The organism is Brevibacillus sp. MCWH, assembly GCF_013096935.1.
GTDB classification, from domain to species: Bacteria; Bacillota; Bacilli; order Brevibacillales; family Brevibacillaceae; genus Brevibacillus; species Brevibacillus aydinogluensis.
Map to the genome: position 1 here is coordinate 24,613 of NZ_SDLF01000010.1, position 23,238 is coordinate 47,850.

Genomic DNA, 23,238 nt, shown 5'->3' on the forward strand with positions numbered 1-23,238 from the left:
AGGGGAGACGGGAAAGCAGGACTTTGCGTCGGCGGGCGAAATCAGATGTAATAGAGAGAAAAGGTCACCGCAAAAGCACAGGAGGCAGCAGATGAACAAGAGGTACACGGAAATATACGAAGACATCAAAAAACAGATACTGGATGGGACCTACCCGCCCGGGGAAAAGCTGCCTTCGGAAAACGAGTTTTGCCGGATATATCGGACAAGCCGGGGCACCGTAAGGCGGGCGCTTGATCTGCTGGCGAAGGAAGGATTCGTCAACAGCGTTCACGGCAAGGGCGTGTTTGTACTGGATGCGAATTTGATCACATTCTCGTTTGGCGGTCTGGTCAGCTTCAAGGAAGCGAGTGAAAGCAGCGGGCAAGCCTTTGTCACGACCGTTCCGCTGTTTGAGGTCGTCACCATAGACAAGCCGCTGCAGGCGAAAACCAAATTGCCCCTTGGACAGGAAGCGTACCGATTGTTTCGCGTGCGCAGCTTGAAAAACGAGCGCATTATTTTTGACATCAACTACTTCCGAAAAGATATCGTTCGCGACCTGACGCGGGAGATTGCGGAACAGTCCATTTACGAATACCTGGAAGACAAGCTGGGCGCAAAAATCGGGTTTGCCCGGCGGATTATTCACGTGGAGCCGGTTACCGCCCTCGACAAAGCCCATCTGGATGTAAAAGGGTACAACCTGGTGGCGGTGGTGAAAAACTTTGTCCACCTGCACGACGGCACGTTGTTTGAATACACCGAATCCCGGCACAGGCCGGACCGGTTTGAATTCACGGATTTTGCCCGACGCCGATAAGGCGTTCTTTTTTTTTGCACATGCTTACTTGTTTAAACAAGTATTGACGTACTTGTTTAAACAAGTGTATGATTTGAATGAAAACGATTACAGGAGGGGGACCCATGGAGATCAACAAGCGGGAAGTAGAGCAGATACTCCAGGCTGTAGGCGGCCGGGACAACATCGCAGCTGTATCCCACTGCGTCACCCGGTTGCGGTTTGTCTTGAAGGATGAAGGGCAAGTCGACAAGACGCTGCTGGAATCAATCGGAATCGTCAAAGGTTCGTTTTCTTCGAACGGTGAATTCCAGGTGGTCATCGGCCAGGGATTGGTCAACAAGGTGTACGACGCGCTGCTTAACATCGCTGACATCACAGGCGCCACCAGGCAGGAGACCAAGGAAGCGGCTGTTAAAAAATTGAATCCGTTCCAGCGAGCTGTGAAAACGCTGGGCGATATCTTCATTCCCCTCCTTCCTGCCATTGTGACGGCGGGTCTGCTCATGGGGATCAACAACGTGCTGACCGGGAAGGGAATCTTCTACCCCGACGCGTCGCTCGTCGACGTTCACCAGCAGTGGAAAGATTTTGCGGGCATCATTAATCTTATTGCCAATACGGCGTTTGTATTCCTGCCGGGCCTGATTGGCTGGTCTGCCGTCAAGCGTTTCGGCGGAAGTGAACTGCTGGGTATCGTCCTCGGTCTGATGCTGATCCATCCCGATTTGTTGAACGCGTGGGGTTATGCCCAGGCAGTAGCGGATGGAACAGTGCCGTACTGGAATCTGTTTGGCTGGGAGATCGCCAAAATCGGCTACCAGGGACAGGTGCTGCCGGTGCTGATCTCTTCCTACGTGCTGGCCAAAGTGGAAACGTTTTTGACCAAGCGGATTCCCGACATGTTTCGGCTGCTGCTGGTGGCTCCCATCAGCCTGCTCGTGACGGGCTTCCTGTCCTTTACCGTGATCGGACCGCTGACGTTTGGAGTGGCCAATTGGCTCACGTCCGGATTCGTCTCGTTGTTTGACGCATTCAGCATCCTCGGCGGATTGCTTTACGGCGGATGCTATGCGCTGCTGGTCGTAACCGGCATGCACCATACCTTCCTTGCCGTAGATTTGCAATTGATCGCCAGCACCGGCGGCACATTCCTGTGGCCGATGCTCGCGCTGTCCAACATCTCCCAAGGGTCTGCAGCCCTGGCAATGATGTTCGTGTCCCGGGAGGAAAAGCTGAGAGGCATGTCGCTGACCTCCGCCGTCTCCGCCTTCCTGGGCATCACCGAACCCGCCATGTTTGGCGTCAATATTCGCTACCGGTACCCGTTTGTGTCCGCGATGATCGGATCGGCCATCGGGGCTGTCATTCTCACGCTGAGCAAGGTAAAAGCCGCGTCGATCGGCGTGGGAGGGCTTCCCGGTTTTCTCTCGATCTTTCCTGAACACTGGGGAGCATTCTTCCTCGGCATGGCAGTCGCGCTGGTGGTGCCCTTCACACTGACGTTCCTGGTGGGGAAAACGAGGAAAACACAATAACAAAAAGAGAGAGATGGTGAGCATAGCAACCGATCTGCAGGGGGTTTTGGCAGATTGGTTGCTATTGCCCATTATGGAAAAGGAGTGGATCAACAATGGCGAAACCATGGTGGAAAAAGGCGGTCGTGTATCAAATCTATCCGAAAAGTTTCATGGATACCACCGGCAGCGGTACCGGCGATCTGCAGGGAATCATCGAAAAACTGGATTACCTGCAGGAACTGGGCGTCGACGTGATTTGGCTGACCCCCATCTACCCGTCGCCGCAGAGAGACAACGGGTACGACATCAGCGATTACTGCGATATCAATCCCGCGTACGGTACGATGGAAACGTTCGAACGACTGCTGCAGGAGGCCCATGCCCGGAACATCCGGGTCATCATGGACATAGTCGTGAACCACACCTCGACCGAACACCCGTGGTTTCGTGAAGCGTCCAGCTCCAAACAGAGCCCGTACCGCGACTATTACATCTGGAAGGACGGGAAAAACGGCGGTGCGCCCAACAACTGGCGCTCCAAGTTCGGCGGCAGCGCCTGGCAGTACGACGAGACCACGGGGCAGTACTATTTGCATCTGTTCGACGTCACCCAGGCGGATTTGAACTGGGAAAACCCCAAACTGCGCCAGCAGGTCTACGAAATGATGAACTTCTGGCTGGACAAAGGCGTGGACGGGTTTCGCCTGGATGTGATCAACCTGATCTCCAAAGACCAGCGTTTTCCCGATGACACGCTGGAGACGCCGATGGACGACGGCCGCAAGTATTACACGGACGGCCCGCGGATTCACGAGTTTTTGAAAGAGATGAATCGTCACGTGTTCGCCAGGAAGCCTGACCTCCTCACCGTGGGCGAGATGTCGTCCACCTCGATCGAAAACTGCGTGAAGTATACCCGGCCGGACGAACACGAACTGAACATGGTGTTCAGCTTCCACCACCTCAAGGTGGATTATCCCAATGGAGAGAAGTGGGCGCTGGCCGACTTTGACTTTCTCCAACTGAAAAAAATCCTCGGCGAGTGGCAGTACGGCATGCAGAGCGGCGGAGGCTGGAATGCGCTGTTCTGGTGCAATCACGACCAGCCGAGGGCGATCTCCCGATTTGGAAACGACCGGGAGTATCACCGGGAATCGGCGAAAATGCTGGCGACCACGATTCACCTCATGCAGGGCACCCCGTACATCTACCAGGGGGAGGAAATCGGCATGACCAACCCCTATTTTGACGAGATTTCCGCGTACCGGGATGTCGAGTCGATCAACGCCTACCGCCAGCTTCAGGAGCAAGGGAAGCAGGAGCAGGAAATCCTGGCCATTCTGCAGCAAAAATCACGGGACAACGGGCGCACGCCCATGCAGTGGGATGACAGTCCGCATGCCGGGTTCACGTCGGGAACCCCCTGGATCAACGTGGCACCGAACTACAAGGAGATCAACGTGAAGCGCGCGCTTGAAGACGAGGACTCCGTTTTTTACCACTACAAAAAGCTGATCCAGCTGCGGAAGACATATGATGTCATCGCGTACGGCGATTTTCGGATGATTCTGGACGATCATCCGCAAATCTTTGCGTATCTGCGGACGTACGGAAACGAAACCCTCCTGGTGGTAAACAACTTCTACGCCAGCGAGACGTCTTTTGCGCTGCCCGACGATATTCGTCTGGCAGGGGAGCCCACCCTGCTGTTGTCCAACTACCGGGACACGGGGCTTGACGTCCGTTCGCTGTCTCTGCGGCCGTACGAATCGGCTGTCTTTTACTTCGCCGGTTAAGGGGGGACGACTGGTGACGAATACCGTGACCAATGCCGAGAAACGCTGCCGGGTAAAGCTTATCGCGCTCGATATGGACGGGACCCTGCTGAACAGGCAGCACCAGGTGAGTGCAGAAAACGCCCGGGCGGTTCAACAAGCACAGAGCAGCGGCATCACAGTGGTTGTAGCGACCGGCCGATCGTACAAAGAAGCCCTGCCGCCGCTTGCGGCAGCCGGCATCACCTGTCCGGTCATCTGCGTGAACGGGGCGGAGGTGCGGAGCGAAACCGGGGAGATCGTCCGAAGTATGCCGATCCCCCCGCAGACGTATGAGGAAGCGGAGGCTATCCTGCGGCAGGAAGACATGTATTACGAACTGTACACGAATCGGGGGACGTTTACGAACGACCGCGATAAGGCGTTTGCCGTCCTGCGTGCGTTTATCCAAAGCGCGTTTCCCGGCACGGATGAACAGACGATCCGTGCAGCGCATGAGCGTCGTTTTTCCGCCGGGGAACTCGCCCCTGTGGACTCGTACGCGTCCGTGCTCGGCCGATCCGGCGAGCACCTCTACAAATTAATGGTCTTCTCCAGGGAGGGGCAAAAGCTGGATCGTGTGTCCCGCAGACTGGCAGCCGTGAACGAGCTGGCCGTCAGTTCGTCGGCAGCAAACAACCTGGAAGTCACGCACAGGCTTGCGCAGAAGGGAATCGCGCTGCGGGAACTGGCGGACAGACTCGGCATTGCCCTGGAGGAGACGATGGCCATCGGTGACAGCTTCAACGACTTGTCGATGCTGCGCATCGTCGGCCTTGGCGTCGCGATGGGAAATGCCGAGGACGAGATCAAGCGGGCCAGCGCTGTCGTGACCGACACCAACGATCAGCACGGCGTCGCTCGTGCGATTCGGGAATGGGCGCTTTTCTAGGCGGTCCAGCGTGCTGCGCTGGCCGCCCGCCCTTGGGGGCGAGGGTGAAAGGGAGGCGAACTTTAATCTACATGAATCCCTCCATTCCAATGCCGGAGATGATGTAAATATCAGAAAGACGGCATTATCACGATCTCCAGAAACTGCGCTGCAAGCTGATCAGAGTATTGCCTGTGTGACTGCGGGAGGAACGGCTCCGCTTTTTTTTTTGTCGAAAAGTTTCCTGAGAATTTTGATAGAAAATCACATGATTTTTTATTAATTTTTCGTTTGCAATCGCTTACATTGGAACAGTGGGCACCACCATAGAGCTCGAAAAGGGGGATTTCAGATGAACAAGTTTGTTTCTACAGCGACAGCGGCCGTGCTGGCCCTTTCCATTGCCGGATGTTCGGGATCAGGCGGCTCCCAGCCGACAGCAGGCGAGGGAGGAGGAGGTGCTTCCACTCCCAAAATCGGTGTCGCCATCTACAAATTTGACGATACGTTCATGACAGGCGTGCGCAACGCCATCTCCCAAAGCGCGGAAGGGAAGGCCCAGGTCGACATCGTCGACAGCCAAAACTCCCAGCCGACGCAAAACGACAAGGTGGATCTGTTCATCACCAAAAAGGTCAACGCGCTGGCCATCAACCCGGTTGACCGCACTGCTGCCGGCGTCATTATTGACAAAGCCAAGCAGGCCAACATTCCGGTAGTCTTTTTCAACCGGGAACCGATGCCGGAGGACATGCAGAAATGGGATAAGGTGTACTACGTCGGGGCCAAGGCGGAAGAGTCCGGTACCATTGCCGGTCAGATCATTGCCGACTACTGGAAAGCCCATCCCGAAGCGGACAAGAACAAGGACGGCGTCCTGCAGTACGTCATGCTGAAGGGAGAACCGGGGCATCAGGATGCCGAACTGCGAACCAAGTACTCGGTGAAGGCGATTGAGGACGCCGGGATCAAGGTGGAAAAAGTGGCGGAAGACACGGCGATGTGGGACCGCGTGAAAGGCCAGGAAAAAATGGCGGCGTTCCTCGCTTCTGCGGGAGACAAGATTGAAGCCGTACTTGCCAACAACGACGACATGGCGCTTGGCGCGATTGAGGCGTTGAAGGCGGCCGGGTACTTCAAGGACAACAAGTACATCCCTGTCGTAGGCGTGGATGCGACGGCACCGGCCTTGAAGGAGCTGGAAAACGGCACGCTGCTGGGTACCGTCCTGAACGACGCGAAAAACCAGGGGCAAGCCACCCTCAACATCGCCGCCGTGCTGGCGCAAGGTCAAACGCCGACCAAAGAAAACACCGGGTACGAGATTACTGACGGCAAGTACGTCTGGATTCCGTACAAGAAAATCACCAAGGAAAACATGGACGAGGCGAAATAAGACTCTCTGCCGGTGCCCGAAGGCTTGGCAATCGCCAAGTCTTCTTTACATTCCATATAAGACTAGCGGGGGAGGGACATGCCATGACGAATAACGGTTATGTATTGGAAATGATCAACATCTCCAAGGAATTCCCGGGGGTCAAGGCACTGGACGGCGTTACGCTGAGGGTAAGGCCCGGCACTGTTCACGCGCTGATGGGGGAAAACGGTGCGGGAAAATCGACGCTGATGAAGTGCCTGTTCGGCATCTACAAGCCGGACGGGGGCGAGATTCTGCTTGACGGCAAAAAGGCGGTGATCAACAACGCCAAGGATGCGCTGGAGAATGGCATCGCGATGATTCATCAGGAGCTTCACCCCGTTCCGTATCGCAACGTAATGGAAAACATCTGGCTCGGTCGGTTCCCGGTCAAACAATTCGGCCCGTTCGCATTTGTCGACGAGAAAAAGATGTACCAAGACACAAAGGCGCTGTTTGCCGATCTGGGCCTGGAACTGGATCCCCGAGAGGTTGTGAAAAACCTGTCCGTCTCCAAGGTGCAGTCGCTGGAGATTGCCAAAGCGGTCTCCTACCGCTCCCGCGTGATCGTGATGGATGAACCGACCTCATCGCTCACGGGCAACGAAGTGGAGCAGTTGTTCCGGATCATCGCCGAGCTGAAGAGCCGGGGCGTGGCGATCATTTACATTTCCCACAAGATGGAGGAAATCCTGCGCATCTCTGACGAGGTGACGATCATGCGGGACGGCAAGCTGATCGGCACATGGCCGGCAGAGGAGCTGACCACCGACCTGATCATATCGCGCATGGTCGGCCGCGACCTCACCCAGCGTTTCCCCAAGCGGGAGAATGTGCCGGGAGACGTGGTGCTGAAGGTGGAGGGGTTGACATCGCCGCATGCCCATTCCTTCAAGAACGTGTCCTTTGAGCTGAGAAAAGGAGAGATTTTGGGGATCGGCGGGCTGGTCGGCTCGCAGCGGACGGAGCTGGTCGAGGCGCTGTTCGGGCTGCGGGCAGTCTCGTCGGGACGGATGTTCATCCACGGCAAAGAGGTGAAAATCAAATCGCCAATCGAGGCCAAAAAACACAAGATGGCGCTTTTGACGGAGGAGCGGCGCGTCACCGGCATTTTTCCGGTGCTGTCCATCCTGGAAAACGCTCTCATCGCCAACCTGTCCCGGTATGAGAAGCCTTATCTGCTGCTTGACGAGAAAAAGCGGAAGGAAGAAGCGAGCAAAAGCATTGAACTGCTTCGGGTAAAAACGCCCTCCCTGAAGCAGCAGATCAAAAATCTGTCCGGCGGAAACCAGCAAAAGGTGCTGCTGGCCCGCTGGCTGCTGACCGAGCCGGACATTCTGCTGCTGGACGAACCGACGCGGGGGATCGACGTCGGAGCCAAGTACGAAATCTACTCCATTATTGCCGAATTGGCCAAAGCAGGAAAGAGCATTATCATGATCTCTTCCGAAATGCCTGAACTTCTGGGTATGTCGGATCGGATCATGGTCATGTGCGAAGGGCGCCTCTCCGGTTTTCTCGACGGGAAAGAGGCGTCAGAGGAACAGGTGATGCGCCTCGCTACAGCGTACATGGCGGGGTAGAGGAGGAGAGAAACCATGAGTAAACTGAAAGCGACATCCATACGTGAATTTTGCACGCAAAACGCTATCTACATCGTGCTGGTGGCGCTAATCGTGGGAATTGCCATCTACGACAGCCAATTTTTATCCGTGACCACCATTCGCGACATTTTGCTGCAGTCTTCCACCCGGGCAATCATTGCCCTGGGCGCGGCGTTTGTGCTGATCACGGGGGGCGTCGATCTCTCGGCGGGACGCGTAGTGGGACTGACGGCGGTGCTGTCTGCCTCCATGCTGCAAATGCAGGATTATCCGCGCCGCTTCTTTCCGGATCTGCCTGACATGCCGCTGGTGGTGCCTGTGCTCCTGGCGATTTTGGCGGGTCTTGTCGTGGGGCTGATCAACGGGGTGATCGTGGCCAAGTTCAGCGTCCCGCCGTTTATCGCCACCTTGGGCACCATGGTCATCGTCTACGGGGCAAACTCCATCTACTTTGACATGGAGCCAAACGAATCGCAGCCGATTGGCGGCTTGCGGCAGGATTTCAGCCAACTCGGCACCGGGTACATCGGTACCGGCCCCTACTCGATTCCCTACATTGTCATTATTGCGATCGTCGTGTCCATTCTGGTATGGGTGATTTTCAACAAGACCCGGCTGGGTAAAAACATGTACGCGATCGGCGGCAACATGCAGGCGGCGACCGTATCGGGCATCAACGTGGGGCTGAACCTGATCATCATCTACGCCATCGCCGGGGCGCTGTACGGTCTGGCCGGGGTGCTCGAAGCAGCGAGAACAGGCGGGGCTACCAACAACTACGGCAACATGTACGAGTTGGATGCGATTGCTGCCTGCGTCGTGGGGGGAGTCTCCACGTCGGGCGGTATCGGGACTGTGCAAGGCGTTCTGGCAGGGGTGCTCATCTTTGGCGTGATCAACTACGGTCTTACCTTCATCGGCGTCAATCCGTACTGGCAGTTGATTATCAAGGGATTGATTATCGTGGCAGCTGTTGCCTTTGACATTCGCAAATATCTGGCGAAACGGTAACCGGTCGATCAATATCGGAAGCGGAGCGAAGCCCCGCACAATGGATAAGCCTGTGGCGTATAAGTAGAAGGCAAGGGAAAAGAGGTGACTCCATTGAGCGGCTGGTTTTCGCTCCTTCTTGTCTCCCTGGCGATCAGCATGGACAGTGTCAGCGTCGGGATGACGTACGGACTTCGGAACATGCGGATGCCGTTTCTCTCGCTTGTCGTCGTGGCAGGCTGTTCGTTTTCCGTCGTCTACGCGGTGATGACGGTCGGGTCCACCCTCACGTTCTGGCTGTCCCCGGAGTGGGGCAAACGGGTGGGGGCGGCTGTGTTGGTGGGGCTGGGGCTGTTCACGCTGTGGCGGCTGTTCTCTCCCCGTGCCGACAGCACCAGTCAGGACGACGACCATCGTCAAAAGGAAGCCGAGCAGGCGCTGGTTTCCCAGTTTCGCGCGTTTGGATTGATCATCCAGATTTTGCGGGACCCGTCCCGGGCGGACGCAGACCGCTCCGGCCACATCATGGGCTGGGAGGCGGTCATGCTGGGCCTGGCGCTGTCGCTGGATGCGTTTGGCGCCGGCATCAGCCTGGCGTTTTTCGGCTATCCGCCGCTGTCGGTCGCCTTGTGCATCGCGGTCATGAGCGCCGCGCTGCTCGCCTTGGGCATCGCCCTGGGCCGCCGCGCCGGTCAAACCCGCTGGCTTTCTCGCCTGACCTGGCTGCCGCCGATCCTGTTGATCTGTATCGGATTGGCCAAGAGCATCACATAGTCCGGGAGATACACCCCGTCCTTCCCAAAATGGAGGACGGGGTTTTTTATGGCGAAAACGACGGCGGACATGGGTGACCGGCCGCAGTGGACACCTGCTGACAGACTTCATCTCAAGGGGCCGATCAGGCCGGCGATGGACGAGTGGGTTATTTTGAGGCTCGTCAGCATACATATGAGATGAAAGCGTAGGGGATGGAGGAGATTCAGGTGGACACACAGCCGAATCAAAAATGGTACATGCTGACGTCAGCGAATGTGGCAGATGTGCTTGACAGCGACGCGGACCGCGGTTTGTCGCAAGAAGAAGCAAAGCGGCGGCTGTCCCGCTATGGCCCCAACCAGTTGGCGGACACGAAGCGAAAGCCGCTGTTCACTGTCCTGATCGACCAGTTCAAGGATTTCATGGTGCTGATCTTGTTTGGCGCCACGCTGATTTCGTACGCGCTGGGCGAGTACCTCGACGCCATCACGATCATCGCCATTATTTTCATCAACGGGTTGCTGGGCTTCATCCAGGAAGCCAAGGCGGAGCGTTCGCTGCAGGCGCTCAAAGAACTGGCATCCCCAATGGCACGGGTGGTGCGCGACGGTCAGGTGCACATGATTCCCGCATCTCGGCTGGTTCCGGGCGATCTGGTGCTGCTGGAGGCGGGGGATAGGGTGCCGGCAGACATGCGGCTGTTTGAAGCCAACCGACTGGAGATCGAAGAGTCGGCGCTGACCGGGGAATCGGTGCCGGCCGGCAAGACGGCCAAAACGCTGTCTCCGGCGGGCGGGGAGAACATTCCGCTGGGCGATCAGAAAAACATGGCGTTCATGGGCACGATGGTGACGGGAGGGACCGGACGGGGAGTGGTGGTCTCTACCGGGATGGAAACGGAAATCGGCAAGATCGCCCATCTGATGAACGCGGCAGAGGAGATGGGGACCCCGCTGCAGCACCGCCTGGAACAAATGGGAAAAATCCTCGTGGTGGTCGCCGTCCTGTTGACACTGGTCGTCATTGGGGCAGGCGTATGGCACGGGCACGACCTGTTTACCATGTTCCTTGCCGGAGTCAGCCTGGCAGTCGCGGCGATTCCCGAAGGACTGCCGGCTATCGTCACGATCGCGCTGGCGTTGGGCGTTCAGCGGATGATCAAGCGCAATGCCATCGTTCGCAAGCTGCCGTCGGTGGAAACGCTGGGCTGCGCCTCCGTCATCTGCTCCGACAAAACCGGGACACTGACGCAGAATAAAATGACCGTTACCCGGGTGTGGCACAGCAATACAGTCTACGAGGTGACAGGCAGCGGCTACGAACCGGAGGGGGTGTTTCTCCTGGGCGGTCGGCAGGTGTCTCCTGCCCGCGACGCAGGGCTGTCCTACATCCTGCGGATCGCCGATCGCTGCAACAACGCCCGGCTGTCCTGCGAGGACACGCGCAAGCTGCTCGGTATCGGCAAAACGGAGCGCCGGTGGCAGGTGGTGGGCGACCCGACGGAGGGAGCGCTCAAGGTGCTGGCCGCCAAAGGGCAGGGCGCGGAACGCGTGAAAAGCGGACAGCAGGAGACACGCGTGGAGGAGCTGCCGTTTGACTCCGAGCGCAAAATGATGTCGGTGGTGGAAAAAGGTGCGGACGGCGGCTTCACGCTTTTGACCAAAGGAGCGGCGGAAGCGGTGCTGGCCCGCTGCAGCCACATCCTCTGGAACGGAGAGGTGCAGCCGCTGAGTGCGTCGCTTCGCCATCAGGTGCTGAACCAGACGGAAGAGATGGCGTCGCAGGCGCTGCGGGTGCTGGCATTCGCCTACAAAACACTGCAGGGGTATCGGCCGGGACATCCGTTGGGGGTGCTGGAGAGCGGCCTCGTCTTTGTCGGTCTGGCAGGCATGATCGACCCGCCGCGCGAAGAAGTGAAGTCGGCCATCGACCTGTGCCATCAGGCGGGGATCAAGACGGTGATGATCACCGGCGACCACAGGGTGACGGCAGAAGCGATCGCCCGGCAGATCGGTCTCATGCGCGGGTACGGCCAGGTGATGGAAGGGCGCGAACTGGACAACATGAGCGACGAGCGTTTGGCTGAGATCGTGGAACAGGTCGCCGTGTACGCGCGCGTCTCGCCGGAACACAAGTTGCGGATTGTCCGCGCCCTGCAAAGCAAAGGCCACGTCGTCGCGATGACCGGGGACGGCGTAAACGACGCACCGGCTGTCAAGACGGCTGACATCGGCATCGCCATGGGCATCACCGGCACGGATGTGACCAAGGAAGCGGCCGATCTGGTGCTGCGGGACGACAATTTTGCCACCATTGTCGCCGCCGTGGAGGAAGGGCGCAACATCTACGACAACATCCGCAAATTTATCCGCTATCTGCTCGCCTCCAACGTCGGGGAGATTCTCGTCATGTTTTTTGCCATGCTGCTCGGAATGCCCTTGCCGTTGGTGCCGATTCAGATATTGTGGGTCAACCTCGTCACCGACGGTCTGCCGGCCATGGCGCTGGGCGTCGATCCGCCGGAAGCGGACACGATGTATCAGCGGCCGCGCCACAAGCATGAGAACATTTTTGGCCGGGGACTCGGGTGGAAGATCATCAGCCGCGGCTTCCTGATTGGGGGCATGACGCTGCTGTCTTTCTGGTTGACGCTCCGGGAAAACCCCGATGATCTGGTGCATGCGCAGACAGTCTCGTTTGTCACCCTGGTGATGGCCCAACTGATTCACGTGTTTGACTGCCGCAGCCAATACAGCGTGTTTCATCGCAACATCTTTGAGAACAAGTTCCTCGTCTGGGCGGTCCTTTCATCCGTGCTGCTGGTGCTGGGCGTGGTCTACATTGATGCGCTTCAGCCGATCTTTAAGACCACGGATCTGTCTTTCCGCGATTGGGCGCTGATCCTCGTGGCAGCAGGCGTGCCAACGTTTGTCGCGGGCATTGGCGGGGCGCTGCGGAGCGGCCGGCCGCGGAGCACGGCAGAACGGTCGATGAGGGCGGTCCGTTCCTGAGAAGCATGTCGGATAGCGGGAGAGAACGACGTGTGGGGCTACAGGAAAGGCGGGTGGCGCCGACGGGGCCGTCGCCTGATCGCGACGCTTTTGGCCGTGATGGCCGGCCTCTTGGTGCTGTTTGTGATCGTCGAACGGCGGATTGAGCCGACTCTGATGCTGATTGCCGCGCAAAAAACGGATCAGATCGCAAAATTGGCCATCAGCGATGCGGTGACCAAGCGGCTGACACAGCAAGGGATCGATTTCGACGACATTGTCATTTTGGAAAAGGACAGTGACGGAAACATCCTGGCCGTGAATTTCAACTTCAAGCAGTATGCGCGGATTGTGGGGGAGACCACTTCCCGCATTCAAGCCCGGCTGAAAGAGTTTGAGGAAGAGAACGTCGTGGTGACGGTGCCGCTGGGGCTGGCCACGAAAAACGTCTTTCTGGAGCACTTCGGACCGGAGATTCCCGTCTCGTTTGTGCCGGTCGGATCGGTCAAAACCCGGTTGGAGACCGGACTGAAACAGGCGGGGATCAACATGGTGCTAATCACCGTCTACATTTGGGTGGAGGTGGACCTCAGGATCGTCATCCCGTTTGCCACGGAGCAGCGGACCGTGACGACGCAAATCCCGATTACGGAAGCGTTGATCGTCGGCAAGGTGCCCGATTATCTCTACAACAATCCCGCCGGCAAACCGGACGTACCGATGCCGAGAAATGAGCAGATGATACATCAGCCATAATGGAAGAGGGGCGGCAGTTTGGCCGCTCCTGAATCCTGCGAATTCCGAGAAAAAGCTGCTGCAAAAGTTGCGAATCTACAGTAATCTGATAGTGAGCCATTTTCAAAATCCCCCTTTCCTGGAATGTTTTGTGGTCAACTTCATTCTGCCCGAGGGTTTTTGAAATGGCTCTCTTTTTTTCAAAGAGACTCCGTTTTTACACAATTATATGGACTCAACTCGAGAACATTAATTTTTAGTGGGAGAAGTAATTTATGAATAAGTTTTTGCTCGGGGTAGTATTATCCGTATTTATTATAATATCTGCTGTAGCAAGTCTTTATTTTCGACTAAATCCACCAAACACAGTAGGAATTATACCTTCTAGAAATGTGACCACCGAGACATATCTTAATTTCGCAATACATTTATTAACCGGGATCAGCTTTTTTGTCTTTTTTATTATTTCTTGGAAGGGGAAGAAATAACGACAAGCGTCAATCAATAGTTTGTTGAAACGTATCAAAAACTATTCCGTCCAATGAAATGAATAGAAGCACAAATCAAGTACAAAACAAGCATTGGAGGAATGCAGCATGAAAAAAATTCGTACAGGCATGATGACATTGGCGGCTTTGGCCGTGCTGGGAACGAATATCGTATCGGCTGCCTCCGAACCAGTAAAAAAACTGTCGGTCAATGTAAACGGAAGCGCGCTTGAGCAAGCCGCGATTTTTGATAAAGAGCAACAAACCGTTTTGGTTCCACTGCGTCCGGTAGCTGAATCCCTTGGGTACAAAGTAAGCTGGAACAACGAACTGAAGGCAGCGGAAGTGCAAAAAGGCGCGATCGCGAGCTACGCCAAAGCCGGGGAGGACCGCTACCCGTTTGCGAAAATGTACAAGACACTCGGAGCAAAGCCGCTTCTCCTAAACGGCAGCACCTATGTTCCAGTCGCTTTCGTGGATGAAATCCTGCAAGCAAAAGTCAATGTGACAGACAGTGCGGTGACGGTAGTGGACGAAGAGGCAGAAAAAGCGCCAGTGCGTACTGGCACGATCACGACGATCAACAAAACAGACGATGGCAAAGTTTCCATTGCGTTGAATGGATATGAGACAGGAATCATCCTGCACATCAGCGCGGAAACCAAAATTACCGACGCTGCGGGCAAAGAGCTGAAGCCGGAAGACTTGAAGCTTGGCATGGAAGTAGAAGCGACACACCATAATTTCATGGCGATGAGCCGGCCACCGCAGACAGGCGCGCTCAGCATTGTTGTCAAAAGCAGCCTGGAATCTGCGGAAGTAGTAGGGACAACAGGTATAGTAGTCAGCATCGAGCCTGACCAGCAAGGCACCTATAAAATGCTGGTAGAAGGACGCGGTCTGACAGCGACCTCTCCGGAAAAAGTAGCGCTGATCATTAATGACAAGACGATCATCGTTAATGCCAAGGACAACAAAGCACTCAAACCGCAAGACTTGAAGGCTGACATGAACGTGTTTGCGTTCTACGGGCCAAAGCTGACACGCAGTCTGCCACCAATCGGTGTAGCAGAAAAAATCGTTGTGGATATCGCTGAATAAAAAAGGCCAAACAGCAACGACTGGCTGACGTGATAATAAGAGAAGTCTCATTAACGGAATGGAAAAGAACCGGGATGGCACCTGCTGTCCCGGTTTTTCTGTAAGAATTAATCAGACTTTGAAAAAGACTGGAAAATGAAGCGGGAGCGTCTGGGCAGCAATTTTGAGCCGACCCTGATGCTGATTGCCGCGCAAATAAACGGATCAGATCGCAAAATTGGCCATCAGCGATGCGGTGACCAAGCGGCTGCTACAGCAAGGGATCGATTTCGACGACATTGTCATTTTGGAAAAGGACAGTGACGGAAACATCCTGGCCGTGAATTTCAACTTCAAGCAGTATGCGCGGATTGTGGGGGAGACTACTTCCCGCATTCAAGCCCGGCTGAAAGAGTTTGAGGAAGAGAACGTCGTGGTGACGGTGCCGCTGGGGCTGGCCACGAAAAACGTCTTTCTGGAGCACTTCGGACCGGAGATTCCCGTCTCGTTCGTGCCGGTCGGATCGGTCAAAACCCGGTTGGAGACCGGGCTGAAACAGGCGGGGATCAACATGGCAATCCCACCGGCAAACCGGACGTACCGCTGCCGCGAAACGATTCCAACGTCACCCAGCCGTGAAACGCTTGGCGGAGTATGCAGCAGAGACGGTGCGGCGAAGGCCGCCCCGTCTTTGTTTTGTCTGCCGGACCGGGAAGGAAAAACTCCACCAAAAAGACCAGAAAAAACATTACCTTTCACATATTCACGTCAATTGGCAATTCATGTAAAAATAAGGAGAATATTTGATGACGGAGCGTGAATCGAATGGGACTGATACCGCATGGAGGACAGAAGGGACGGGCGTGGAAATGGACGAGCCTGCTGGCGCTGGCCCTGGTTGGCACGGGTCCGCTGCTGTGGAGCGGTCAGGCGCAGGCCGTTGGAACGATCGAAGGACCGGCAGTGACCTGGGAAAAATCCCATCCCTACAGATACGGCGACTTTTACGGAAACGTGCAGCGCGGAACGAATGGCGAGATCTTCTTCTCGCGCCAGGCGGCTGACAAACGTACATACGAAATCGTCCGGGTGGAGCAATCAGGCACACTGACGGTGGCACAGACGGTGACTGACGAGAAATTAGGTCGTCTGTCCCATTTTATTCAGACGAAAGACGGCGGCTTTCTGCTGGCAGGACTAACCAGGTCGAATGATCCAGAAGGGAATCTCCGCCTGATCAAGGTGAACGGCGACGGTGAAAGCGCGTGGGCCAACACCTACCCCAAGTACGTCGGCATGGACATTCGCCTCCTGCAGACGGACGACGGCGGCTATGTGCTGGCAGCGGTGCTTGAACAGCCGGACCGCAGCACCGAACTGTATCTCGCCAAACTGGAACAGGACGGGAAGTCAAAATGGGAGACGACGTTTGAAGGAGCGGCATACGATGCGGTCACCGCGGTACGCCAGACCGTTGACGGCGGCATCGTGCTGCTCGGGGCGGTTGGTCAGGAAGATGACTCGTACCGCCTTAACCGGGATCTCTTCCTCGCAAAAGTGGACAAGTCCGGAAAGACCGTTTGGGAACGCCGGCACGAGACCGGCCTGGACACCGTTCCCCGTGCTTTTGCGGAAACGCCGGACGGCAGTCTGGTCATCGCCGGGACGGATCGGACGATCAGCGACTACCGGGCTGGATACGGTCTGGGGTATCTGCTCAAGGTGGACAAAGACGGAAAAAACGTGTGGGAAAAGAGGTTTGCGGAGAAGACCCAGACCAGCGCACTCAACGACATCCAGGTGACGGACGACGGCGATCTTTTGGTCAGCGGCTGCGTGAAATACGAAGAGTTCAACATGAACGACGCCAGTTCGGACGGATACGCTGCCAGACTGGGTGAAGACGGCGTAACGGTATGGGAAAAGGTGCTGCCCAACAGCACTGAGCAGCGGGAACAGCATCTGCTGCTGCCAATCTCCGACGAGGCTTTTCTCGCGATTGGAACGGGGAAAAAGTACAAAGGCGGCGATTACGTGTTCTACGTCACCCAGTTGCAGGCCAAATAAAAGGCTTCCACGGTGTACAGGCAGGCAGGACACCGGCCACACCCAGGACATCACCCTGCGGGAAACGGGCTCCTTTGAGGGAGAAGAGCAGGGAGGTAGGGGAATTCCCCGATACACTTTCCCCCGTCCGCGTTCTACAATAACGGTAAGGATGTTTGTCTTGAGGAGGAGCGCATGGACGCGTGGATGAAAAAACTGGGCTCGTCGGAGGAAGCCTTCACCCTGCTTTCGTCCGTCTTTGCCAACGTCAGCGACGCGATTCTGGTGGTGGACAAAGAGGGAATGATCGTGACGGCCAACCCCGCGCTGGAGAAGATGTCCGGCTGGGCCACTGAAGAACTGATCGGGAAGCGGCACATATGTGAGCTGTGCCTGGGCATGGCAACCTGCCGGGAGGAAGCGACCTGTGCCGACTGCTTTTTCAAGCAGGAACAGATGCCGTCATTTGAGATGCGGCTGAAGACAAAGGACGGACGGGATTACCCTGTGGCTGCCAGCTCGGCCCAGCTGCCGGAGATAGACGGCGGCAAAATGGTGCTGATCCTGAGGGACATGTCGGATCAGCAGCGGGCTGAAAAGGAGCGGTATCAGCACAAGCTGACGAACTACGTCATTCAGGCCCAGGAGGAGGAGCGCAAGCGCATTTCCCGCGAGCTGCACGACGGCGTGGGACAGGCGCTGTACAGCATCCTCGTCGGGCTCAACGTGGTCGGCCAGAGCAAGCTGAGCGAACCGCTTCGGCAGCACGTGGCCGACATTCAACAGATGACGGCAAAGGCGATGGAGGAAGTAAAGCGCATGGCGCTGGAGCTCCGCCCCTCCGCCCTGGACGATTTGGGACTGCTGCCCGCCCTCCGCTCGCTGATCAAGCGGTTTGAAAAGAGCTTTGGCCTCTTGATCGACCTGCACGTGCAGGGGGACCGCCGGCGCTATCCCGCCGTGGTGGAGACCGCCCTCTACCGGATTGTGCAGGAGGCGATGACCAATGCCGCCAAATACGCCCAGGCGGACAAGTTGGGCATTGTGTTTGAGGATCGGGACAAAGAACTGGTGGTGACGGTTGTGGATGACGGGATCGGATTTGATGTGGAACGGGCGCAGAAGAAGGGGACCGGCCTGGGACTGTTTGGCATGAAGGAGCGGGCCCAACTGCTGGGAGGCACAGTCGACATCCGCTCGGCCCCCGGCGAGGGGACGACGGTGATCGTGCGCATACCGCTCGCAAAGGAGGAAACAGAAGATGGCCATTCGCGTCCTGATCGCCGATGACCATGCCATCGTCCGCTCAGGGCTGGGCATGCTGCTCAACGCCCATCCGGACATCGAAGTGGTCGGCTACGCCGCCGACGGAAAAGAAGCGGTTGACAAAGCGCTGGAGATACGGCCTGACGTCGTGCTGATGGACCTGAGCATGCCCCCGGGGGAGAACGGCCTGTCAGCCACCGCCCGGTTAAAAGAAGCAGCGCCTGACATCCAGGTGCTGGTCTTGACGATGCACGACGACGAGGAATACCTGTTTCGCGTGCTGCAGGCGGGGGCGTCCGGCTACATTTTGAAAAGTGCACCCGACCTGGACCTGATTGCTGCCATCCGGACCGTTCACCAGGGCATGGCCTACCTATACCCGTCCGCGACCAAGTCCTTGATCGAGGAATTCCTGCAGATGGTGAAAAACGGCGAAGAGCAGAACAAATACGAGATACTGACGGATCGGGAAAAGGAAGTGCTCATCCTGATCGCCAAGGGATTCAGCAACAGGGAGATTGCGGAGCAGCTGACCGTTTCGGTCAAGACGGTCGAGTCGCACAAGGCGCACATCATGGAAAAGCTTCATCTGCGCACCCGGCCGGATCTGGTCCGCTACGCGATCAAAAAAGGATGGCTTGATTTTGAATAGAGAAGGCAGACGGCGCATACCGCCGTCTTTTCTTTTTGGCCAAAATGTGACAGAAATCGGGAAAAATCGGGAGGTTCCTGGATCATTTTAGGGGTTTTCCCTGACTTACTTCCCTCATGCCGGGGGATAGAATGAAAGCGTAAAACGCAGCCGGTACGGCATGGAAAGGAGGAGCGAGCCGTGGAGACGCGTACGGAATCGCAGCACCAGGCCAAGCCGACGCAGCCCGAGCAGGAGAACCTGAAGGGCACGTTTGCCGCCGTGCTGTTGGTAGGGGCGTTCATTCTCCTCAGTTGGTTTGGCGTATTTGCCCTGTTTTTGAATCGGGCGTAGCAAGGTGAAAGGCAGAAGGGAGATGACACGATGCATTTGCACCGTTACGAGAAAATCTGGCTTGCGCTGGGAGCGGGAGGGCTGGCGCTGTTTATCGCACTCTTGTGCGTCAACGCGTTTGCCATGGGAATGGCTCCGCCAAGCAACATGGAGATGATTGACCCGGCCCAGGTGACCCAAACGCCTCCGTTTGACAACCCGGGGCTGAAAAAGGTGGGAGAGAATGAATACGACGCGTACATGACGGCGTTTGCCTTCGGATTTGCTCCGGGGAAAATGGAGGTGCCGCTGGGAGCCACGGTCAACTTCCACGTCACCAGCCCGGACGTAGTGCACGGGTTCCAGATTCCCGGAACCAACGTCAACTTCATGGTGATGCCGGGACACATCAACTCCGCGTCGTACACCTTTGACAAGCCGGGCGAATACCTGATTCTGTGCAACGAATACTGCGGCGCCGGCCATCAGGTCATGGCGACCACAATCACGGTGAAATAAGGAGGTGACGGAACATGAAAATCGCTGTATTTAGTCAGACGCCTGTAGACCGCTCGACGGCTCGTCTCAGTCTTTCGTACATCTGGGTGGCGTATGTCGCGTTTGGACTTGCGGCGCTGGCTGGAATGCTGCAGGGGATGGTGCGCGGCGGCCTCATCGAACTGCCGAGCTGGACCAACTACTATCAGATTTTGACCGCGCACGGCGTGTTGATGGCACTTATCTTTACCACGTACTTCATCATCGGCTTTCTGCTTTCCGGGGTAGCGCGTACTACCGGCGGTGCCCTGCACGCCGCTGCCTTGAGATGGGGCTGGGCCGGCTGGGTGCTGATGACAGTCGGTACGGCCATGGCGCTCGTGACGATCATCACCAACGACGCGTCCGTTCTCTACACCTTTTACGCGCCGCTGAAGGCATCGCCGTACTTTTACATCGGGGCGGCCCTGCTGGTCGTCGGGAGCTGGCTGGGCGGATTCGCGATCTTCAGCAGCTATCGCAAATGGAAACGGGAAAATAGCGGGAAAATGTCACCCCTGTTCGTGTTCATGTCGGTCACGACCTTCCTGCTGTGGATCATCGCCACGCTGCCCGTGGCAGTGGAGGTGCTGTTCCAGCTGATTCCCTGGTCGTTTGGCTGGACCTCGACGATCAACATCATGCTCAGCCGGACGTTGTTCTGGTTCTTCGGCCATCCGCTGGTCTACTTCTGGCTGATGCCGGCGTACATTGCCTGGTACGTATGCGTGCCGCGGGTCATCGGCGGCCACGTGTTCAGCGACTCGCTGGCCCGGCTGGCATTTATCTGCCTGCTGCTGTTCTCCATCCCTGTCGGCTTCCACCACCAACTGATGGAACCGGGCATCTCGCCGGGATGGAAGATGATCCACGTCATCCTGACGCTGATTGTCGTGATTCCGTCGCTGATGACCGCGTTCTCCATGTTTGCCACATTTGAAACGACCGGACGAAAAAAAGGCGGAGTCGGGCTGTTTGGCTGGCTGAAAAAAATGCCGTGGTCGGATGTGCGCTTCTTCGCACCATTTGTCGGCATGCTGTTCTTCATTCCGGCCGGGGCCGGGGGGATTATCAACGCCAGCAACCAGATGAACGCCGTCGTCCACAACACAGTCTTTGTAACCGGCCACTTCCACATTACCATAGGAGCGGCAGTCGCGCTCACCTTCTTCGGTGTCAGCTACTGGCTGATTCCGGCGCTGACGGGAAGGACGCTCACCCGTACAGCCAACCGCATGGGCATGGTGCAGACGGTCTTTTGGGCAGTCGGCATGTTCCTGATGTCGTTTGCGATGCACTACATGGGCTTGCAGGGATCGCCTCGGCGAACCAGCTACACGACCTACATGGATCACCCGGTTGCGCTCGAATGGATGGATTATCAGCGCGTCATGGCCTTTGGCGGGGGTCTGCTGTTTACGGCGGCGATTCTGCTGCTGCTGATCCTCGGTTATCTGACGTTCTTTGCACCCAAAGGAAAAACCGAGTATCCGATTGCGGAAACGGAGACAGTACAACATACACCGCGCATTCTGGAGCGCTGGCCGGTCTGGGTGGGCGTGCTGGTCTTCCTGATCGTGATGGCGTACGGCTACCCGATCCTGGAACAGCTTAACCACCATCCGCCGGGTTCGCCGCCAATCCGCACCTGGTAGCAACGAAGGATTGGCACATGAAACAGGGACGGTTCACGCAGCGTGATCTGCTCGGAACCGTCCCTTTTATGTTTTCGATGCGCTGTTCGCAGTCGGCGGCGCGGCTTACGGCACGTAAATCATCTTCCGCGTCATGCCGCCGTCGATCACCAGCTCCGCGCCGGTGACGAAATCGTTGCCTTCATCGGTCAAAAACAGGCAGGCGCGGGCGATGTCTTCCGGTTTGCCGACGCGTCCGGCCGGGTGCTGGTGGTGGTCCTCCGGCCGCAGTGCATCGTAATCGCCCGTCTCGATCCAGCCGGGCGAGATGGCATTGACGCGGATGTTGTCCGGTCCCAAAGAAACGGCCAGGGCGTGCGTCAAGGCGAGAATGCCCCCTTTGGAGGCGGCGTATGCCTCCGAGTGCGGTTCGGACATGTGTGCCCGCGTGGAAGCGATGTTGATAATCGCGCCGCCTCCGGATTGGCGCATCAGCTTGGCCGCTTCCCGGGAGCAGAGGAAGACGCTGCGCAGATTTGTGTTCAGAATGCGGTCCCACTCCTCGACCGAAAGCTCGTACGGTGAGGCCCACTGTGAGATGCCGGCGTTGTTTACGAGAATGTCCAACCTGTTCAAGCGGGACGAAACCATGCGCATAAGTGCCTCGATCTCGGCCGGGACGCTGACGTCGACCGGATGGAAAACCGCGGTTCCGCCTGCCGCGGTGATGGCTGAAACTGCGGCTTCTCCCGACTCTCGGTTTTGTTCGGCGACTACCACGTGGGCGCCGCGGGCGGCGTACAGGGAGGCGACAGCAAAGCCAATTCCCCGCCCGGCTCCGGTGACAACGACAATTTTGTTTGCAAACGACATGATTAATTCCTCCTGTCAACGAAAATGGGCCGGCCCCTCGAATGAAACGGGTGTGGAACACTGGTAAAGGAGCAAGACTGGTGTTCCGGCATATTGTATTGTTGCAATACGTAAGCGACTAATATAAAGTAAGAGTGTTACCATATGAGTGACAGAGGAGGCTTCCCGTATGCAAGCAGACGTAAAACTGACGGCTGAACAAGTCATGGAAGCACGCCACAGCGTGCGCAAATACGATCCCAACGCAGAGATTCCCCGCGAGGAATTAAACGAAATCCTGCGTTTGGCCGCGACTGCCCCGTCTTCTTGGAACCTGCAGCACTGGCGTTTTATCGTGGTGACGGACAGGGCCAAAAAAGAGCAGCTTCTGCCGATCGCCTACGGGCAGCAGCAGGTGGTAGACGCCTACGCCACTATTATTGTACTCGGCGATTTGGAGGCGGACAAATCGGCACGTCCGGTCTATGACGATGCGCTGGCCAAGGGGTACGTCACCGAACAAGTGCGGGAAACGTTGATCAACCAAATCGAAGAGACGTATCGCAACAATCCGCAAATTGGGCGCGACGAGGCGATCCGCAATGCTTCGCTCGCAGCCATGCAGTTGATGCTGGCCGCCAAAGCAAAAGGATACGACACGTGCCCGATGCTCGGCTTTGATAGTAACGCGCTTATCCAGGCGCTCAACATCCCGCCGCGCTACATTCCAGTGATGATGATTACGGTGGGCAAGGCCAGTGTGCCCGCTCGTCCGACCGCGCGCTTTGGCCTGGATCAACTGGTGATCGAAAACAGCTTCTAATCAGCTTCTCATCCCATCAGGCGAAAAACGAACAAGCCGGCAGCCCGTCCACGTGGAGAGGGCTGCCGGC

At 56.9% G+C, this 23,238-nt stretch carries 21 protein-coding genes and 1 pseudogene; 21 read left to right on the forward strand and 1 reads right to left on the reverse strand.

All coding sequences use genetic code 11. The features are described 5' to 3' along the window. The first annotated feature begins 91 nt into the window (after positions 1-91). The 20 genes and pseudogenes from treR (at position 92) to ETC00_RS11020 (ending at position 21,514) form a co-directional block, all read left to right on the forward strand. A complete protein-coding gene (gene treR, locus ETC00_RS10930) occupies positions 92-802 on the forward strand; it encodes a trehalose operon repressor (RefSeq protein WP_171566075.1) in 711 nt (236 codons plus the stop codon). 104 nt (positions 803-906) lie between these two features. Next, positions 907-2,319, forward strand: a complete 1,413-nt coding sequence (gene treP / locus ETC00_RS10935) for a PTS system trehalose-specific EIIBC component (protein ID WP_171566076.1) — start codon at positions 907-909, stop codon at positions 2,317-2,319. 95 nt (positions 2,320-2,414) lie between these two features. Beyond that, a complete protein-coding gene (treC, locus tag ETC00_RS10940) occupies positions 2,415-4,097 on the forward strand; it encodes an alpha,alpha-phosphotrehalase (RefSeq protein ID WP_171566077.1) in 1,683 nt (560 codons plus the stop codon). A gap of 13 nt (positions 4,098-4,110) precedes the next feature. After that, entirely contained in the window at positions 4,111-5,007 is an 897-nt protein-coding gene (locus ETC00_RS10945; RefSeq protein WP_171566078.1) for a Cof-type HAD-IIB family hydrolase, read from the forward strand. 10 nt (positions 5,008-5,017) lie between these two features. Beyond that, complete coding sequence (locus ETC00_RS10950; protein ID WP_171566080.1) at positions 5,018-5,269, forward strand: hypothetical protein; 252 nt, start codon at positions 5,018-5,020, stop codon at positions 5,267-5,269. Between the two features lie 69 nt (positions 5,270-5,338). Continuing rightward, positions 5,339-6,382, forward strand: a complete 1,044-nt coding sequence (locus ETC00_RS10955; protein WP_171566081.1) for a galactose ABC transporter substrate-binding protein — start codon at positions 5,339-5,341, stop codon at positions 6,380-6,382. 83 nt (positions 6,383-6,465) lie between these two features. Next, positions 6,466-7,986, forward strand: a complete 1,521-nt coding sequence (locus ETC00_RS10960; protein ID WP_171566082.1) for a sugar ABC transporter ATP-binding protein — start codon at positions 6,466-6,468, stop codon at positions 7,984-7,986. 15 nt (positions 7,987-8,001) lie between these two features. Continuing rightward, complete coding sequence (gene mglC, locus ETC00_RS10965) at positions 8,002-9,018, forward strand: galactose/methyl galactoside ABC transporter permease MglC (protein WP_171566083.1); 1,017 nt, start codon at positions 8,002-8,004, stop codon at positions 9,016-9,018. A gap of 93 nt (positions 9,019-9,111) precedes the next feature. Further along, complete coding sequence (gene ytaF, locus ETC00_RS10970) at positions 9,112-9,771, forward strand: sporulation membrane protein YtaF (RefSeq protein WP_171566084.1); 660 nt, start codon at positions 9,112-9,114, stop codon at positions 9,769-9,771. A gap of 48 nt (positions 9,772-9,819) precedes the next feature. Beyond that, positions 9,820-9,954 carry a hypothetical protein gene (locus ETC00_RS20860; RefSeq protein WP_256379887.1) on the forward strand — a complete coding sequence of 45 codons (135 nt, stop codon included), beginning with the start codon at positions 9,820-9,822 and terminating at the stop codon, positions 9,952-9,954. 26 nt (positions 9,955-9,980) lie between these two features. Further along, complete coding sequence (locus ETC00_RS10975; protein WP_171566085.1) at positions 9,981-12,764, forward strand: calcium-translocating P-type ATPase, SERCA-type; 2,784 nt, start codon at positions 9,981-9,983, stop codon at positions 12,762-12,764. 30 nt (positions 12,765-12,794) lie between these two features. Then, complete coding sequence (gene yunB / locus ETC00_RS10980) at positions 12,795-13,499, forward strand: sporulation protein YunB (protein ID WP_171566086.1); 705 nt, start codon at positions 12,795-12,797, stop codon at positions 13,497-13,499. 575 nt (positions 13,500-14,074) lie between these two features. After that, entirely contained in the window at positions 14,075-15,067 is a 993-nt protein-coding gene (locus ETC00_RS10985) for a copper amine oxidase N-terminal domain-containing protein (protein WP_171566087.1), read from the forward strand. A 165-nt stretch (positions 15,068-15,232) separates the two neighbouring features. Continuing rightward, positions 15,233-15,626, forward strand: a pseudogene (locus ETC00_RS20655) (sporulation protein YunB); the annotation flags it as partial. A 245-nt stretch (positions 15,627-15,871) separates the two neighbouring features. Further along, entirely contained in the window at positions 15,872-17,113 is a 1,242-nt protein-coding gene (locus ETC00_RS10995) for an outer membrane protein assembly factor BamB family protein (protein WP_171566088.1), read from the forward strand. 174 nt (positions 17,114-17,287) lie between these two features. Continuing rightward, on the forward strand, positions 17,288-18,382 hold the full coding sequence (locus tag ETC00_RS11000; RefSeq protein WP_171566089.1) for a PAS domain-containing sensor histidine kinase: 1,095 nt from the start codon (positions 17,288-17,290) through the stop codon (positions 18,380-18,382). Beyond that, a complete protein-coding gene (locus tag ETC00_RS11005; RefSeq protein ID WP_171566090.1) occupies positions 18,354-19,010 on the forward strand; it encodes a response regulator in 657 nt (218 codons plus the stop codon). Before ETC00_RS11000 ends, ETC00_RS11005 begins: the two co-directional genes overlap by 29 nt. Before the next feature lie 180 nt (positions 19,011-19,190). Then, entirely contained in the window at positions 19,191-19,343 is a 153-nt protein-coding gene (locus tag ETC00_RS20475; RefSeq protein ID WP_171566091.1) for a cytochrome c oxidase subunit 2A, read from the forward strand. Between the two features lie 30 nt (positions 19,344-19,373). Continuing rightward, positions 19,374-19,841 (forward strand): cytochrome c oxidase subunit II, encoded by a 468-nt coding sequence (locus ETC00_RS11015; RefSeq protein WP_171566093.1) that lies wholly within the window; start codon positions 19,374-19,376, stop codon positions 19,839-19,841. Between the two features lie 14 nt (positions 19,842-19,855). Continuing rightward, entirely contained in the window at positions 19,856-21,514 is a 1,659-nt protein-coding gene (locus ETC00_RS11020) for a b(o/a)3-type cytochrome-c oxidase subunit 1 (RefSeq protein WP_171566094.1), read from the forward strand. A 105-nt stretch (positions 21,515-21,619) separates the two neighbouring features. Here ETC00_RS11020 and ETC00_RS11025 read toward each other — a convergent pair whose 3' ends face one another. Further along, positions 21,620-22,366: an SDR family NAD(P)-dependent oxidoreductase gene (locus ETC00_RS11025; RefSeq protein ID WP_171566095.1), complete on the reverse strand. Its 747-nt coding sequence runs from the start codon at positions 22,364-22,366 to the stop codon at positions 21,620-21,622. A gap of 169 nt (positions 22,367-22,535) precedes the next feature. Here ETC00_RS11025 and ETC00_RS11030 point away from each other — a divergent pair, with 169 nt between their 5' ends. Beyond that, positions 22,536-23,168: a nitroreductase family protein gene (locus ETC00_RS11030; RefSeq protein ID WP_171566097.1), complete on the forward strand. Its 633-nt coding sequence runs from the start codon at positions 22,536-22,538 to the stop codon at positions 23,166-23,168. Positions 23,169-23,238: the final 70 nt, after the last annotated feature.

What these genes read in the sequence shown, in the direction of transcription:
- ETC00_RS11025 (WP_171566095.1), bottom strand. Translation starts at nt 22,366, where the DNA reads ATGTCGTTTGCAAACAAAATTGTCGTTGTCACCGGAGCCGGGCGGGGA.
- ETC00_RS20860 (WP_256379887.1), top strand. Translation starts at nt 9,820, where the DNA reads ATGGCGAAAACGACGGCGGACATGGGTGACCGGCCGCAGTGGACACCT.
- ETC00_RS10960 (WP_171566082.1), top strand. Translation starts at nt 6,466, where the DNA reads ATGACGAATAACGGTTATGTATTGGAAATGATCAACATCTCCAAGGAA.
- ETC00_RS11030 (WP_171566097.1), top strand. Translation starts at nt 22,536, where the DNA reads ATGCAAGCAGACGTAAAACTGACGGCTGAACAAGTCATGGAAGCACGC.
- ETC00_RS10985 (WP_171566087.1), top strand. Translation starts at nt 14,075, where the DNA reads ATGAAAAAAATTCGTACAGGCATGATGACATTGGCGGCTTTGGCCGTG.
- treR (WP_171566075.1), top strand. Translation starts at nt 92, where the DNA reads ATGAACAAGAGGTACACGGAAATATACGAAGACATCAAAAAACAGATA.
- treC (WP_171566077.1), top strand. Translation starts at nt 2,415, where the DNA reads ATGGCGAAACCATGGTGGAAAAAGGCGGTCGTGTATCAAATCTATCCG.
- treP (WP_171566076.1), top strand. Translation starts at nt 907, where the DNA reads ATGGAGATCAACAAGCGGGAAGTAGAGCAGATACTCCAGGCTGTAGGC.
- ETC00_RS11005 (WP_171566090.1), top strand. Translation starts at nt 18,354, where the DNA reads ATGGCCATTCGCGTCCTGATCGCCGATGACCATGCCATCGTCCGCTCA.
- ETC00_RS10995 (WP_171566088.1), top strand. Translation starts at nt 15,872, where the DNA reads ATGGGACTGATACCGCATGGAGGACAGAAGGGACGGGCGTGGAAATGG.
- ETC00_RS10955 (WP_171566081.1), top strand. Translation starts at nt 5,339, where the DNA reads ATGAACAAGTTTGTTTCTACAGCGACAGCGGCCGTGCTGGCCCTTTCC.
- mglC (WP_171566083.1), top strand. Translation starts at nt 8,002, where the DNA reads ATGAGTAAACTGAAAGCGACATCCATACGTGAATTTTGCACGCAAAAC.
- ETC00_RS11000 (WP_171566089.1), top strand. Translation starts at nt 17,288, where the DNA reads ATGGACGCGTGGATGAAAAAACTGGGCTCGTCGGAGGAAGCCTTCACC.
- ETC00_RS11015 (WP_171566093.1), top strand. Translation starts at nt 19,374, where the DNA reads ATGCATTTGCACCGTTACGAGAAAATCTGGCTTGCGCTGGGAGCGGGA.
- ETC00_RS11020 (WP_171566094.1), top strand. Translation starts at nt 19,856, where the DNA reads ATGAAAATCGCTGTATTTAGTCAGACGCCTGTAGACCGCTCGACGGCT.